Here is a 14813-nt window from a genome sequence, read left to right as displayed (position 1 = left end):
ACTCCGTGATGCTGTGGCGGGACGATATGTCCGGCGCAAGGCGCGCAGTGGTGCGGCTCCGCTCAGTCTCCTTCACCATTATTGCTAGAGTATGGCAGGCTTGTCCAACCGCAACAGTTGTCTTATCAATCCGCTACGGGCAACATAGCGACTCTCTAATCTGAATCCCTGACCGGCATGAGCATAAACCATATTCCTGTTGAATCTAATGACCGTCGCCGGCGCGCCATCGATCGCTTTGTGCGGCGCATGGTAACGGCGTGCGGCGCAGGAATATTGCTGCTGATGCTGCTGCTGTTCTTCTGGCTTATCTGGGTGGTCCTGCCCCTGTTCAGCGCGCCACAGCTTCAGCCTGCGCTCAGCCAGCAGCTGTGGGATAAAACGCCGGCGCTGGCGCTGGGCAGCAGCGACACGCTGGGCTGGCGCATCAGTCGTCATGAAGCGCGTTTTATTCCGCTTAACGGCGACCCCGCCGGACCGGCGCTGGCACTTTCGGATGCGCCGCAGGCCGCCGTGACCAGCAGCGCGGCTGATGCCGTGTTACTCAACGTGCAGGGCGCACTGCTATTGATGCAGCCGCGAATAGAGCACGATCGCGGCGAGTGGTATTTTCCGCTGGGCGATCGGCCGCTGCGCCTGCCGCAGGGTGCCGTCAGCCAGATGGCGCTGGCGCACATCGACGACGGGCAGTGGCGTATTGCTGCACAGACGCCGTCGGGGATCAGCGTGCTGACGCTGGCCAGTCAGCAGCCTGTCAGTCAGGTTATGCTGCCGCAGCAGCATGCCGACCAGCTGCTGCTGTCGCCTGACGGCACGCAGCTCTTTACCAGCCGTGAGCGCCAGCTGCAGGTGTGGCAGATTAGCGCTGAGGGCGCACAGCTGCGCGAAACGCAGGCGCTGACGCAGCCGGTTGCGAGCCTGCATATGCTGGCGGGTGGCCGAACGCTGCTGATCAGAGACGATCGCGGTGTCAGCCAGTGGTTTGCCATTACCGGCGAGCACGGTCCGCGCCTGCAAAAAATTAAAACCTGGCACGGCTCGCAGGGGGCGCAGGGCGTGGCAACCGAGTCACAGCGCCGGGTATTTGCCAGCTGGGATGCGCAGGGCGTACTCAGCCTGTTTGCCAGCAAACAGTCAGGCCCGATCCTCACGCGTCAGCTGGCGCCGGGCATTCAGGCGGTCGCCTTTTCGCCGCGCGGTGACGGCGTGATCGTCGAACACGCCGGGCGCTGGCAGCAGCTCCGGATTGATAACCCGTGGCCTGATGTTACCTGGCGTAGCCTGTGGCAGAAAATCTGGTATGAAAATTATCCGCACGCCGACTGGGTGTGGCAATCCACCGCGGCCGGTGACAGCTATCAGGCGAAGTTCAGCCTGGTTCCGCTGGTTATCGGTACCCTCAAGGCCGCCGCGCTGGCGCTGCTGTTTGCCACGCCGCTGGCGCTGGCTGCCGCTATCTATACCGCCTGGTTTATGTCGCCGGGACTGCGGCGCTGGGTTAAACCCGGCATTGAGATGATGGGCGCGCTGCCGAGCGTGGTGATCGGCCTGATTGCCGGTATCTGGATGGCGCCGCATATCAGCCATGTGCTGGCGGGCGTGCTGCTGCTGCCGGTGATACTGGCCGCTACGCTGCTGCTGTGCGGCGTGCTGAGCCCGCGTCTGCCGGCGCGCTGGCGTCGTCCGGGCGTCGAGGTGCTATTACTTCTGCCGCTGCTGCTGCTGGTCACGCTGCTGACGCTATGGCTGGCAGCCCGGCTCTGGCCGGACGCCGGTGAACAGCTTATCCACTACGAACAGCGTAATCTGCTGGTTGCCGCCGTAGCAATGGGATTTGCGCTGGTGCCGCTGATATTTACCCTGGCGGAAGATGCGCTGTTCAGCGTGCCGGGGGCGCTCGGACAGGGATCGCTGGCGCTGGGTGCTACGCCATGGCAGACCCTGACGCGGGTCGTACTGCCCGGCGCTTCTGCCGGGATTTTTGCCGCACTGATGATCGGTTTTGGCCGGGCGGTGGGCGAGACGATGATTGTGCTGATGGCCACCGGCAACACGCCGGTGAGCGAAGGCGGGCTGTTTGCCGGGCTGCGCGCGCTATCAGCGAATATTGCGATAGAGATGCCGGAGGCGGCAGCGGGCAGCGCGCACTACCGCATCCTGTTTCTCAGCGCGCTGCTGCTGCTGCTGTTTACGCTGGTTATCAACACGGTCGCAGAAGTGATCCGCCAGCGGCTGCGCCGGCGTTATGGCCAGCATGAGGGACAGGGATGAAAAACGCACATCGTCAGAACGATCGCTGGCGCTGGCTGACGGCGGGTGCGGTGGCCGTCTGTTTACTGGCGTTTACGCTGCTGATCGGCCTGCTTGGCTGGCAGGGCGTGCGCGCCTTCTGGCCGCAGCCGGTGGATCGCTATCAGTTTCAGGCTCCCGGCGCGTCGCCGGTTACGCTGCTGGGCGAGACGCTGCAGGCAGAGCGGCAGAGTACCGGATGGCGCTACCTGGTAAAAACCGGCAACCGCGATTTTGCCGCCCCCGATTTCCGCGTCATTTACAGCGCCGGGCCCGCGCGCGCGGAACAGCCGCGTGACGTGCTGGTGCTGCAACGGCGCAACGGCGGTAACGCTTACGGCTGGCTGGTGGCGCTGCGGGAAGACAATGAGACGCTCACCGCACACAACCGTGATGCGCTGCTGCAGCAGCGTCTGCAGCAGGTACAGGAGCAGCTGCGTCAGGCAGAGGATATCCGCCGTATCGATATGGCGCGGCTCAATGCGCAGCTGGAAAATCTGCAGCAGCAGGCGGATGAGCAGCAGCGCGAACAGCGTTTTGGCCTGCAGCAGCAGTCAGAGTTCGACGCCAACAGCGCGGCGCTGCATCGTCGCTTCAGCGCGCTGGCTGAGCAGCTGACGCATCTGCAGCAGGCGAGCCAGCGCGATACGCTGATCCTGCGCGACGCGCAGGGCGCAGAACATACTATCCCGCTGGCGCAGATTGTTGCGGCCTGGTACCCCAATAACATGAGCGTGTCGCAAAAAGCGCAGCACTTTTTGCGGCAGGTGTGGCAGTTTGTCAGCGACTCACCGGCGGCAGGCGGCAGCGAGAGCGGCGCGTTTCCGGCTATCTTTGGCACGGTGCTGATGGTGGGGCTGATGTCGGTCATCGTTATGCCGCTCGGCGTGGTGGCTGCCGTCTGGCTGCATGAGTATGCCGGACGTCACGCCCTGACGCGGCTGGTGCGTATCGCCGTGGTGAATCTCGCCGGCGTCCCCTCTATCGTTTATGGCGTATTTGGTCTCGGTTTTTTTGTCTGGCTGATTGGCGGCACGCTCGATCAGCTCTTCTTTTCCCGTGCGCTGCCGAACCCAACCTTTGGTACGCCAGGCCTGCTGTGGGCGTCGCTAACGCTGGCACTGCTGACGCTGCCGGTGGTGATTGTGGCGACAGAAGAGGGGTTGTCACGGATACCCGATACGCTGCGTCAGGGATCGCTGGCGCTGGGAGCAACGCAGGCAGAAACCCTGTGGCGGGTGGTACTGCCGCTGGCGGTGCCGGCGATGCTCACCGGACTGATTCTGGCAGTGGCGCGAGCGGCGGGAGAGACGGCGCCGCTGATGCTGGTCGGCGTGGTTAAGATGGTACCGGAGCTGCCGGTAGACGCCGTGTTTCCTTATCTGCATCTTGACCGCAAATTTATGCACCTCGGCTTTCAGATTTACGATCTGGCCTTTCAGAGCCCGAACATCGACGCCGACAGGCCGCTGGTTTATGCCACTGCGCTGCTGCTGGTCATGATTATTCTGTCGCTGAATCTGCTGGCGATGGTGCTGCGCCACCGGCTGCGCGAACGCTACCGGCTGATGACGCACTAACAAGGTTGAAATATGACGTCCACTGAGAACATTGCGCTAAGCGTAAACAAGCTATCGCTCTGGTACGGCGAGCGCCAGGCGCTGAACGCTATCGATCTGCAGATCCCGAAAAACCGCATTACGGCGCTGATTGGACCATCCGGCTGCGGAAAGTCCACGCTGCTGCGCTGTTTTAACCGTATGAACGATATGATTAGCGGCTGCCGAACCGAAGGCGAAATCCTGCTTGATCGGCTGCCGGTAATGCAGGCAGGGCAGGATCTGCCTGCCCTGCGGCGGCGCATCGGCATGGTGTTTCAGCGCCCTAATCCGTTTCCCAAATCGATTTATGAGAACGTGGTGTATGGCCTGCGTCTGCAGGGAGTGCGCGACCGCCGGGTTTTAAATGAAGCGTGCGAACGCGCACTGCGCGCGGCGGCGCTCTGGGGGGAGGTGAAAGATCATCTGGCGCAGAACGCGCTGACGCTCTCCAGCGGCCAGCAGCAGCGGCTGGTGATCGCCCGGGCAATTGCCATTGAGCCAGAAGTGCTGCTGCTGGATGAGCCCACCTCCGCGCTCGACCCTATCTCTACGCTGGTGATTGAGGAGCTGATGACCACGCTGAAGGCGCATTTCACGCTGGTACTGGTGACGCATAATATGCAGCAGGCGGCCCGCGTGTCTGATTACACCGCGTTTATGCATCAGGGACAGCTGATTGAGTTCGGCGACACCGATCGGATTTTCACCGCACCCGGCGTGCGCCGCACCGAAGAGTACATCACCGGCCGGTTTGGTTAACGCCGGTTACCGGGGCGTTATTGCGTTCTAACCCAGGGGCGCATAAATGCGCCCCCTACGGGGGCTAGGAGATGGGCGCATTCATGCGCCCCTGACATACCTACGGGGCGTACCCTTCTGCGGGCAGAGGCTGACCATCCAGCCATGCTTTGCCTTTGCGCATCACCAGCCGGCCATCCATAAACCAGCTAATGGCCAGCGGATAGATGGCATGCTCCTGATGCTGCACGCGTGCCGTTATTTCTGCTTCATCATCACCGGGAAAAATCGGTACCCGCGCCTGCAGAACGACCGGGCCACCATCCAGCTCATCGGTGACAAAATGCACCGACGTGCCGTGCTCTTTATCACCGTTCTCCAGCGCCTGGCGATGGGTATGCAGGCCAGGATACTTTGGCAGCAGGGAAGGGTGGATATTCAGCAGGCGATCGTGATAGTGCGCAACAAAGGCGCTGCTGAGGATGCGCATATACCCTGCCAGCACCACCAGATCGGGCTCAAAGGCGTCTATCTCCTGCATCAGCTGGCGATCAAAAGCTTCGCGATCGGGGAAGTCGCCGGGCGACAACGCCAGGCCCGGCACGCTCGCCTGCTGCGCACGCGTCAGGCCGTAAGCGCTCTCTTTATTACTGAAAACGGCAGCAACGCTGCCGTTGATCCGCCCGCTGGCGCAGGCGTCAAGGATGGACTGAAGATTGCTGCCGTTGCCGGAGATCAGTACAACCAGTTTTTTCATGAATTGATAACCACACGCTCTGCGGAATCAGACGCCTTAATAACGCCGATTTTCCACGCCTGCTCACCGGCATCCTGCATCAGCTGTACCGCTTTGTCTGCTTCATCCGGGCTGAGGGCAATCACCATGCCGACGCCGCAGTTAAAGGTGCGATACATCTCATGGCGGCTGACATTCCCCGCCTGCTGCAGCCAGCTGAACACCGCCGGCCACTGCCAGCTCTGCTCATCCAGTACCGCCTGCGTATTGTCAGGCAGCACGCGTGGGATGTTTTCCCAGAAGCCGCCGCCGGTAAGGTGGGCAATGGCGTGCACATCAACCTGCTCAATCAGGCTCAGGATATTTTTTACATAGATGCGGGTCGGGGCCAGCAGGTGATCGGCCAGCGATTTACCTTCCAGCTGCTCGCGTTCCGGATCGGTGGCGCTGACTTCCAGAATCTTGCGTACCAGCGAATAGCCGTTGGAGTGCGGGCCGCTTGCCCCCAGGGCAATCAGAACGTCACCATCCTGAACTTTACTGCCGTCGATGATCTCCGATTTCTCCACCACGCCGACACAGAAGCCAGCGACATCATAATCTTCGCCGTGATACATGCCCGGCATTTCCGCCGTCTCTCCGCCTACCAGCGCACAGCCTGACTGCAGGCAGCCTTCGGCAATACCGGTGATCACCGCAGAGGCGGTATCAACGTCCAGTTTGCCGGTAGCGTAGTAGTCGAGGAAGAACAGCGGCTCGGCGCCCTGTACCACCAGATCGTTCACACACATCGCAACCAGATCGATGCCGATACTGTCGTGACGCTTAAGATCCATCGCCAGGCGCAGTTTAGTACCGACGCCATCCGTTCCCGAAACCAGCACCGGCTCGCGATATTTCTGCGGCAGCGCACACAGCGCGCCAAAGCCGCCCAGTCCACCCATCACTTCCGGGCGGCGGGTTTTCTTTACTACGCCTTTAATACGGTCAACCAGATCGTTACCAGCATCAATATCAACACCGGCGTCTTTGTAGCTGAGAGAGGTTTTGTCGGTCACTGCGGAATCCCCACGCGATTGCGATTGGTGGCAAAAATTAAGCGCGGCAATTCTAACAGCGCAGGCAAACGTTTGCGAGTCTGATCTCACGCCCGATATTCGTTATGTCAGATTTTCGCGATTCCGCTATTCTCAGGACAGGCAGCCATCCCCCTGCGCAATCCGCTGTGGCGCAAAAGCAAAAAGGCGGTATAATCCGGCGATTTTTTTTTAGCTCAACTCAATTCCGGGAGAATAATCATGAAAATCGTGGAAGTCAGACACCCGCTGGTTAAACACAAACTGGGCCTGATGCGTGAGCATGATATCAGCACCAAACGCTTTCGCGAGCTGGCCTCGGAAGTGGGCAGCCTGCTGACCTATGAAGCCACCGCCGATCTTGAAACCGAACGCGTAACGATTGAAGGCTGGAACGGCCCGGTTGATGTTGATCAAATCAAAGGTAAAAAAATTACCGTCGTTCCTATTCTGCGTGCCGGTCTTGGCATGATGGAAGGGGTACTGGAGCACGTGCCGAGCGCGCGTATCAGCGTGGTGGGTGTCTACCGCGATGAAGAGACGCTGGAGCCGGTGCCCTATTTCCAGAAGCTGGTCTCTAACATCGAAGAGCGCATGGCGCTGGTCGTCGATCCGATGCTGGCGACCGGTGGCTCAATGATTGCCACCATCGACCTGCTGAAAAAAGCGGGCTGCAGTAGCATCAAGGTGCTGGTACTGGTAGCGGCCCCGGAAGGTATTGCCGCGCTGGAGAAAGCGCATCCGGACGTTGAGCTGTATACCGCGTCAGTCGATCAGGGGCTGAATGAGAAAGGCTATATCATTCCAGGTCTCGGCGATGCCGGCGATAAGATCTTCGGAACGAAATAATGTTTACTCCGGGCTATGTTGCTGGTCGCGTTGCCTTCGGGCAGTGCCCGAAACCGCTGCCTGCGCCGGTACGCTCCGCGCTGGCCGTGAGCCCAATGCCGCCGGCAACGCCCGGCCTGCAGCTGCAGGCAGAATATGCATTAGCATTTTTAAGAAATAGTATTTGAGCAGCCGACCAGAGAGTCGGCTTTTTTTTAACAAAAAAAACAGTAATTAACCGCCTGTCATACAGGAAGGGAAGGGGATACGATGACGAGACGTGCCATTGGGGTGAGCGAACGCCCGCCGCTGCTGCAAACCATTCCACTCAGCCTGCAGCATCTGTTTGCGATGTTTGGTGCCACGGTGCTGGTGCCGATCCTGTTTCATATTAACCCGGCGACCGTGCTGCTGTTCAACGGCGCTGGTACGCTGCTCTATCTGTTTATCTGCAAAGGTAAAATTCCTGCCTATCTCGGCTCCAGCTTCGCCTTTATTTCACCGGTACTGCTGCTGCTGCCGCTGGGTTACGAAGTGGCGCTGGGCGGCTTTATCCTCTGCGGTCTGCTGTTCTGCATTGTGGCGCTGATTGTGAAAAAAGCGGGCACCGGCTGGCTGGACGTGATGTTTCCACCCGCCGCGATGGGCGCTATTGTCGCCGTGATCGGGCTGGAGCTGGCAGGCGTGGCGGCCAATATGGCGGGCCTGCTACCGGCGGAAGGTACGGCACCGGACAGCACCACCGTACTGATCTCCATGGTGACGCTGGCGGTTACGGTGTTCGGCTCCGTGCTGTTTCGCGGTTTTCTTGCCATCATCCCGATTCTGATTGGTGTGCTGGTGGGCTATGCGCTCTCCTCAATGCTGGGCATTGTTGACTGGCGCAGCGTGGAAAACGCGCCCTGGTTTGCGCTGCCAACCTTCTACACGCCGCGCTTTGAGTGGGCGGCTATGCTGACCATTCTGCCTGCCGCGCTGGTGGTGATTGCCGAACACGTCGGGCATCTGGTCGTGACGGCAAATATTGTGAAAAAAGATCTGATCCGCGATCCGGGGCTGCACCGCTCTATGTTCGCCAACGGCCTCTCGACCATGTTCTCCGGCTTTTTTGGATCAACGCCCAATACCACCTATGGCGAAAACATCGGTGTGATGGCGATCACCCGCGTTTACAGCACCTGGGTTATTGGCGGGGCGGCGATTTTTGCCATTCTGCTCTCCTGCGTGGGCAAGCTGGCGGCAGCGATTCAGGCGATCCCGGTGCCGGTGATGGGCGGCGTATCGCTGCTGCTGTATGGCGTGATCGGCGCCTCCGGTATTCGCGTGCTGATTGAATCAAAAGTGGACTACAACAAAGCGCAGAACCTGATCCTGACCTCGGTGATCCTGATCATCGGCGTGAGCGGTGCCAAAGTCCATATCGGTGCGGCAGAGCTGAAAGGCATGGCGCTGGCCACGCTGGTCGGCGTTGCGCTGGCGCTGATTTTCCGCGTTATCAATATTTTACGTCCGGAAGAGGTGGTGCTGGAGGCGCAGGAGCATCAGGATCGCTAAGCGCAGCCGCCCGGCAGGGACGCCTGGTTCATCTCTGCAGAGGATCGTGATAAACTTGCGCCGTTTTCTGCCCGCTCACTTGCTGAGGTACTTCTGAACACGCCGGCACAGCTCTCACTGCCACTCTACTTACCTGATGATGAAACCTTTGCCAGCTTCTGGCCAGGGGACAATCCGTCGCTGCTTGCTGCACTGCGCGGCGCACTGGCGCAGCAACACGGCAGCTATCTCTACTTCTGGTCGCGCAAAGGTGGTGGACGCAGTCACCTGCTGCACGCGGCGTGCGCTGAAATGTCTGCCCGCGATGAAGCGGTAGGCTATGTGCCGCTGGATAAGCGGACCTGGTTTGTGCCGGAGGTGCTGGAAGGCATGGAGAATCTGGCGCTGGTCTGCATCGACAATATTGAGTGTATTGCCGGGGAAGCGGAGTGGGAGATGGCGATATTTGACCTCTATAACCGCATTCTTGAAACCGGTAAAACCCGCCTGCTGATCACCGGCGATCGGCCGCCGCGCCAGCTCAGTCTTGGCCTGCCCGATCTGGCCTCCCGTCTCGACTGGGGACAAATCTATCGTCTGCAGCCGCTCTCAGATGAGGATAAATTACAGGCGCTGCAGCTGCGTGCCGGGCTGCGCGGTTTTGAACTGCCGGAAGATGTCGGGCGTTTTCTGCTGAAGCGTCTCGATCGTGAAATGCGCACGCTGTTTGAAACGCTGGATCGTCTCGATCGCGCCTCTATCAGTGCCCAGCGCAAACTGACGATCCCGTTTGTTAAAGAGACGCTCGGACTCTGACGTTATCCTTTCTGATACTGCCGGAAACGCCGCTGCAGCTCACGCAGTTGATCGATACGCGCGTCATAACGCGCCTGCTTCAGGCTGCCAAGCGGCACCTGTGCGCTGGCGCTGCCCAGCGCGGTAATGGCCTGATCGAGCTGGCCGCTGAGCGCCAGGCTCTCCGCCCGCGCTGACAGCTCTTCATCGCGTAATCCCTGCGCCGCCGACGCCTGCGCCAGCAGATCCCAGGCGTTAAGATCGTCCGGATGGGCAAAGGTATAGCGGTTAAGAATGCGGCTGGCGCTGGCGGGCTGTTTCGCTTCCACATAAGCGTTAGCCAGGTTGAGCTGCAGCACCGGATTAGTGCCGCCGCCGCGGGCGCTGCTCAGCATGGCGATCGCCTGCTGCGGCTGGTTGAGCCCCAAATCGATATCGGTCATCAAATCAAGAAACCAGACGTTGTCCGGCTGTTTCGCCAGCAGCGGCGCCAGCGTACGTTTAGCATTCGCAAAATCTTTGGCCTGCAGAAACTGCACCGCTTTGCCATACTGCGCGGCCTGCTGTTCACGCAGATTGCCTTTCGCATACTCATTCAGCAGATCGTCGGTGAGCTGATTGCGGCCGGTAGGATACATGCCAAGCACACGCACCTTCGCCATATAGAAATCCTGCGACGACTGTACCACCACCGGACGCATCTGGTTTGCGCGGTTGCGCGCGTCAGAGAGACGGCTGTCAGGCAGCGGGTGCGTCAGCAAAATTTCCGGCGGGCGGGAGGAGAAGCGCGTCTGGTCGGCAAGCTTTTCCAGGAAAGCGGGCATCGCCTGCGGATCAAAACCGGCACGCTGCAGCACCTGAATACCGATGCGATCCGCCTCCTGCTCATTACCCTGCGTAAAGCTGATAATGCCCTGCCGGGTGCCCGCCAGCGTACCGGTCAGCGCCGCCATTCCCGCCTGCGGATTTGCCATCGCCAGCAGAATAGAACCCAGCGCGCCAACCCAGGTCAGCGGCGCGCTGCGTTTCTGCTCCTCCATGGCGCGCGCCAGATGGCGCTGCGTCACGTGTGAAATCTCATGCGCCATCACCGAGGCGAGCTGGCTCTCATTATCGGTATAGCGGAACAGTGAAGCGTGCAGCACCACGTTGCCGCCAAAAAAGGCAAAGGCGTTGAGCTCGTCATTCTGGATCAGGAAAAAGTGAAACGGCGTGCGCACTGAACCGGCGTGCGCGACCAGACGCTGCCCCAGCTCATTAATGTACTGGTTCAGCAGCGGATCCTGAATCAGTGGCGCGCTGGCCCGCAGCTGGCGCACGTAAAAATCGCCCATCTGCAGTTCCTGATTAATCGATAGCGTGGAACCCGCCGTCGTGCCGATGTCGGGCAGATTATCACTGAGGTCGGCGCGTGCGCTGAAGGCGGGCGTCAGCAGCAGCGCAGGAATGAGGGTGGCCAGTACGGAGATACGCAGTCGGTTTAACATGCCTCGATCCTGATGATGCTCATCTGTCGCCGGACAGAAGAGAGGGTAAATGTTCGATGTGAATCGGGTTTTCTGCTCTGTCGTTATCTTAACCGCAGGGCGCCGGGTTGCAAAGAGAGCGGTCGCAGAAGCGCAAAACAGAGCGTGGAGAGCGATGAGTCGCTGATTTGCCGCAAAAAACTGAACAGTAATGCAGCGACAGGCATAAGGTTATGCTGCGATAAATTCAAAGTTACGTAAAGTTGCTCAAAAATATTGAATCTGGCATGGATTTTTCCAGGTATTCTCTGAAAAACAGAGCTGGCCCGGCCTTAACTATCACTCTGTTCCATCAGCTTTTTTTATCATCAGCGTTGAATAAAAACGGACCTTAACAGAAATCGATGGTCAGGATTGAGCCGTTCGTCAACCCGGCCAGTAAGCATAAGTAAACCGATTTCCCGGCCATCTTATTCTGCAGCGCTGGCGCGCTGACCATCGAATTCCCTGTTTAATCAGCACCGCTAATTATGCTGCGCGCAACTAAAGCGTGGTTACACCGCGCCGCTCAGCCACGCCGTTCCGCATACGCTGTGGTATAGATAAGGCACTTTTTTCCCTATGGACTGTTAATACACGTGCCGTGTATGCCGGAGAGTATGTATGCGTTCAGCAGTAAGCTATGCCCTGATTGCTGTTCTGGGAGGCGTGGTCGGAGCAGGAATAATTAAAGGAGACGACCTTTACCAGCGTGTAGCGAAACATTTTACCGCTGAGCCTGCCGATCCCGAAGGATTCTGGAGCACGCCCGCCATTGAAGGCTATGGCAAAATTCATTACGAAGCGGATGCCGCATTTAAGCCGGTGGCCGGCCTGAGCAATAAGGTGGTTTTCCAGCTCACCAAAAATGAGGGTGACATCAAACGTCCTAACCTCGGGCTGGAGCGGGTTGCGCGCGTGGTTAACCTCTACGTTGCCTCCGGCGTTCCTGTTGATCAGCTGGAATTTGTTGTCTCCATGACCGGCGATGCGACGCCTGCCACGCTGGATGACAGCCACTTCAGACAGTTTTATGGTGTCGATAACCCTAATCTGCCGCTGATCAATGCGCTGAATAAGCTGGGCGTAAAAGTGTCCGTATGCGATCAGTCTGTTGCCTTTCACCACTATCCCAGTGCCTGGATCGATCGTTCAGTGATCCATGCGCTCTCCAGCCCGACTACGGTCTCCACGCTGGAAAATCAGGGCTATGCCCTTTTGCAGATGTAATCGTTTCGGTTAAGGAGAAACAGAATGCGTGTAGCGTCTTATATTGTTATCGCCGCGCTGGCAGGCTTTGTCGGCGGCAATGTGTTACAGCTTCCTGAGCTGGTGGATAAGGTCAGCGGTAAATTCGCCGATAAAAAAGCGGAGCCTGCTGACTTCTGGAGCACGCCGGCAATCGCCGGCTATGGCAAAATTCACTTCGTGAACACGCCTGACTACAACCCGGCAATGACGCCGGGGCTGAGCAATAAAATTGTGTTTCAGATCAACCGCAGCGAAGGCGATATCCACCAGGCTAACCTGGGCCTTGAGCGCGTGGCGCGCGTGACCAACCTCTATTATGCTGCGGGCGTGCCGCTTAATCAGTTAAACTTTGTGGTCTCTATCAACAGCGATGCCGTACCGGCTGCGCTGAACAACGAGCAGTTTCATAAGGCGTACGGTTTTGATAACCCGAACCTGAAACTGATCGATGAGCTGAAAAAAGCGGGCGTTAAAGTCACTATCTGCGACCAGTCCGTGGCGTTTCACCAGCTGCAGCGTGACTGGATCGATACCCGCGTGACCCATACGCTCTCCAGCGGCACGACGGTCGCCACGCTGCAGAATGAAGGATACGCCTTTTTGATGCTGTAACATGCGCTGACAGCGGTGCAGGCCGCTGTCACTTCTCTGCCTCCCTCCGCAAACCGATCCAGCGTAAAACAGAGTTCTGTTGCCAGAGCAGCAGGATGATCCGTGCTGAAACGACCTGAGCGGTGTACACTTGTCTCTCTTTCATAACAACAAGTGACCCCCTCAATCACCACAGCGTCAGGCACGTAAATCTATGAAGCAACCTATCCGCGCGGCGGCGTTATGCTGACGCGAATCCGGCCCAAAACTGACCTGCGAACGCTGATCGCGCTGCTGGCAATAATCAGTATTGTCATCACGCTGGCGAACACGCTTTATGCGACCTGGCGCGTGCAGCGTATGGTGCTGATTGAAACCACGCTGGAGGCCAACCGCGCCTATGCGACCAAGCTGGCGACCACCACGGAACTTTTCTTTCAGCAGGCACAGTCGCAGCTGCACTTCAGCGCTAATCTGCTGGGTCAGGCGTTTGATGATGAAGCACTTGCGCAGCAGGAAGTGAATCGCCTGCGCGAGCAGACCAGCAGTTTTAACTCCGTTGCGGTGGTGGACAGTAATGGCATCGTTAAAGCGATTTCACCGGAATCCCTGACGCTGAAAGGCATGCAGCTCACCAGTCAGGCGTCACGGGAAGCGCTGTCGCAGCGGCAGCCGCTGGTCAGCCGGGCAGTGATTTCAGCCGCAAACAACCTGATCGTGTTTGTTTCATGGCCGATCTGGAACAGCGAAGGGCGCTATCTGGGGTACGTGGGCGGCACGCTCTATCTGAAGAAAAAAAGCATCCTGAATGCGCTGCTGGGCGAGCAATATTATCGCGACGGGACGCAGGTCTTTGTTCTGGATCGCAATAATCAGGTGCTTTATCACCAGAACAGCCAGCTGGTGGGTAAAAGCGTGCCGGCGATTATCAGCGAACGCGAGCGGGCGGAGCGCAGCAGCGGTACCGCGCAGATCACAGAGAACAGCAGCAATAAGCTGATTGGCTACGCTGTGGTGCCCGGTACCGGCTGGATGGTCGTGGCACTTAAGCCTGCGGCACTCACGCTGGCGCCGCTTTCCGGTCTGCTGCTGAACGTGCTGAAAAACTCGGTGCCGTTTGCGCTGCTGACGCTGCTGGTAGCGATCGTGCTGGCGCGGCTGATCGCGCTGCCGCTCTGGCAGCTGTCGCGGAAAGCCAGCCAGATGGATACGCAGGGGGTGTCGGCAGAGATCGGCGGCATCCGTGCGTGGTACTTTGAGGCGGCGCAGGTAAAGCGGGCGCTGCTGACCGGTATCGGACTGGTACAGGATAAAATCGGCCGGCTTAACTCAGAAGTACAAAGCGATCCTCTGACGCAGCTGCTCAACCGGCGAGGATTGCACGCCGTGCTCGACTATTTTGAGGCGATGCAGCAGCCATTTGCCGTGCTGGCGCTGGATATCGACCACTTTAAACGGGTAAATGATAATTTTGGCCACGGCGCGGGTGATAACGTCATTAAGCAGGTCGCGCAGACGCTGCGCAGCAACGCCCGTCAGACGGATGTAGTCTGCCGTAACGGCGGCGAAGAGTTTCTGATGCTGCTGCCGGCTACCACGGTCGAAGAGGCGCGGGTTATCGCCGAGCGGGTGCGCGTCAGCATTGCGGAGAGCTGGATCGATCCGCCCGGCCATATCACGCTCTCGGTGGGCATCGCCTGCTGGCAGCCGCAGCAGGGCACGCAGGAGGAGAGTCTCCGGCAGGCGGATGCGGCGCTCTATCAGGCCAAGCACGCCGGACGAAACTGTGTGATGATTGCCGGCCATAACGCACTGGTCAGCAGCATTATACGCTGATATGCGGATCGATAAGCGGGCGGCAGCGTGCCGT

General features: G+C 59.0%; 12 protein-coding genes. 9 read left to right on the top strand and 3 right to left on the bottom strand.

Features of this window, described 5'->3' with window-relative positions:
• Positions 1-177 precede the first annotated feature (177 nt).
• The 3 genes from B4M48_RS13275 to pstB are packed head-to-tail and all read left to right on the top strand — an operon-like array spanning position 178 to position 4649.
• Positions 178-2271: an ABC transporter permease subunit gene (locus B4M48_RS13275; RefSeq protein WP_071667904.1), complete on the top strand. Its 2094-nt coding sequence runs from the start codon at positions 178-180 to the stop codon at positions 2269-2271.
• Positions 2268-3869: a phosphate ABC transporter permease PstA gene (gene pstA, locus B4M48_RS13270; RefSeq protein WP_288656890.1), complete on the top strand. Its 1602-nt coding sequence runs from the start codon at positions 2268-2270 to the stop codon at positions 3867-3869. Before B4M48_RS13275 ends, pstA begins: the two co-directional genes overlap by 4 nt.
• Before the next feature lie 12 nt (positions 3870-3881).
• Positions 3882-4649 (top strand): phosphate ABC transporter ATP-binding protein PstB, encoded by a 768-nt coding sequence (pstB, locus tag B4M48_RS13265; protein ID WP_039379558.1) that lies wholly within the window; start codon positions 3882-3884, stop codon positions 4647-4649.
• A gap of 100 nt (positions 4650-4749) precedes the next feature.
• On the opposite strand, the gene purN is transcribed toward pstB, so the two are convergent.
• The gene (gene purN, locus B4M48_RS13260) at positions 4750-5385 is read right to left on the bottom strand and encodes a phosphoribosylglycinamide formyltransferase (RefSeq protein WP_039379556.1); all 636 of its coding nucleotides are present in this window, start codon (positions 5383-5385) and stop codon (positions 4750-4752) included.
• Positions 5382-6422 carry a phosphoribosylformylglycinamidine cyclo-ligase gene (gene purM / locus B4M48_RS13255; protein WP_039379553.1) on the bottom strand — a complete coding sequence of 347 codons (1041 nt, stop codon included), beginning with the start codon at positions 6420-6422 and terminating at the stop codon, positions 5382-5384. Before purM ends, purN begins: the two co-directional genes overlap by 4 nt.
• A 240-nt stretch (positions 6423-6662) precedes the next feature.
• On the opposite strand from purM, the gene upp reads away from it, so the two are divergent.
• The 3 genes from upp (at position 6663) to hda (ending at position 9617) form a co-directional block, all read left to right on the top strand.
• A complete protein-coding gene (gene upp / locus B4M48_RS13250; RefSeq protein ID WP_039379551.1) occupies positions 6663-7289 on the top strand; it encodes a uracil phosphoribosyltransferase in 627 nt (208 codons plus the stop codon).
• A gap of 249 nt (positions 7290-7538) precedes the next feature.
• A complete protein-coding gene (uraA, locus tag B4M48_RS13245) occupies positions 7539-8822 on the top strand; it encodes a uracil permease (protein WP_071667906.1) in 1284 nt (427 codons plus the stop codon).
• A 93-nt stretch (positions 8823-8915) separates the two neighbouring features.
• Entirely contained in the window at positions 8916-9617 is a 702-nt protein-coding gene (gene hda / locus B4M48_RS13240) for a DnaA inactivator Hda (RefSeq protein ID WP_288656977.1), read from the top strand.
• A gap of 2 nt (positions 9618-9619) precedes the next feature.
• Here the strand turns inward: hda and B4M48_RS13235 are convergent, their stop codons facing one another.
• Positions 9620-11083: a tetratricopeptide repeat protein gene (locus B4M48_RS13235; RefSeq protein ID WP_039379543.1), complete on the bottom strand. Its 1464-nt coding sequence runs from the start codon at positions 11081-11083 to the stop codon at positions 9620-9622.
• Between the two features lie 642 nt (positions 11084-11725).
• On the opposite strand from B4M48_RS13235, the gene B4M48_RS13230 reads away from it, so the two are divergent.
• The 3 genes from B4M48_RS13230 to B4M48_RS13220 all read left to right on the top strand — a co-directional run bounded on the left by B4M48_RS13230 (position 11726) and on the right by B4M48_RS13220 (position 14779).
• Positions 11726-12331, top strand: coding sequence for a DsrE family protein (locus B4M48_RS13230; protein ID WP_039379540.1), 606 nt, complete (start codon positions 11726-11728; stop codon positions 12329-12331).
• Between the two features lie 24 nt (positions 12332-12355).
• Complete coding sequence (locus B4M48_RS13225; RefSeq protein ID WP_039379537.1) at positions 12356-12964, top strand: DsrE family protein; 609 nt, start codon at positions 12356-12358, stop codon at positions 12962-12964.
• A gap of 222 nt (positions 12965-13186) precedes the next feature.
• Entirely contained in the window at positions 13187-14779 is a 1593-nt protein-coding gene (locus B4M48_RS13220; protein WP_071667908.1) for a sensor domain-containing diguanylate cyclase, read from the top strand.
• Positions 14780-14813: the final 34 nt, after the last annotated feature.

It is taken from the genome of Pantoea sp. UBA6567 (assembly GCF_002434165.1).
Classification (GTDB): domain Bacteria; phylum Pseudomonadota; class Gammaproteobacteria; order Enterobacterales; family Enterobacteriaceae; genus Pantoea; species Pantoea eucrina.
The sequence above is the reverse complement of the archived record's forward strand: the minus strand, read 5'-3'. Positions and strand labels throughout refer to the sequence as shown.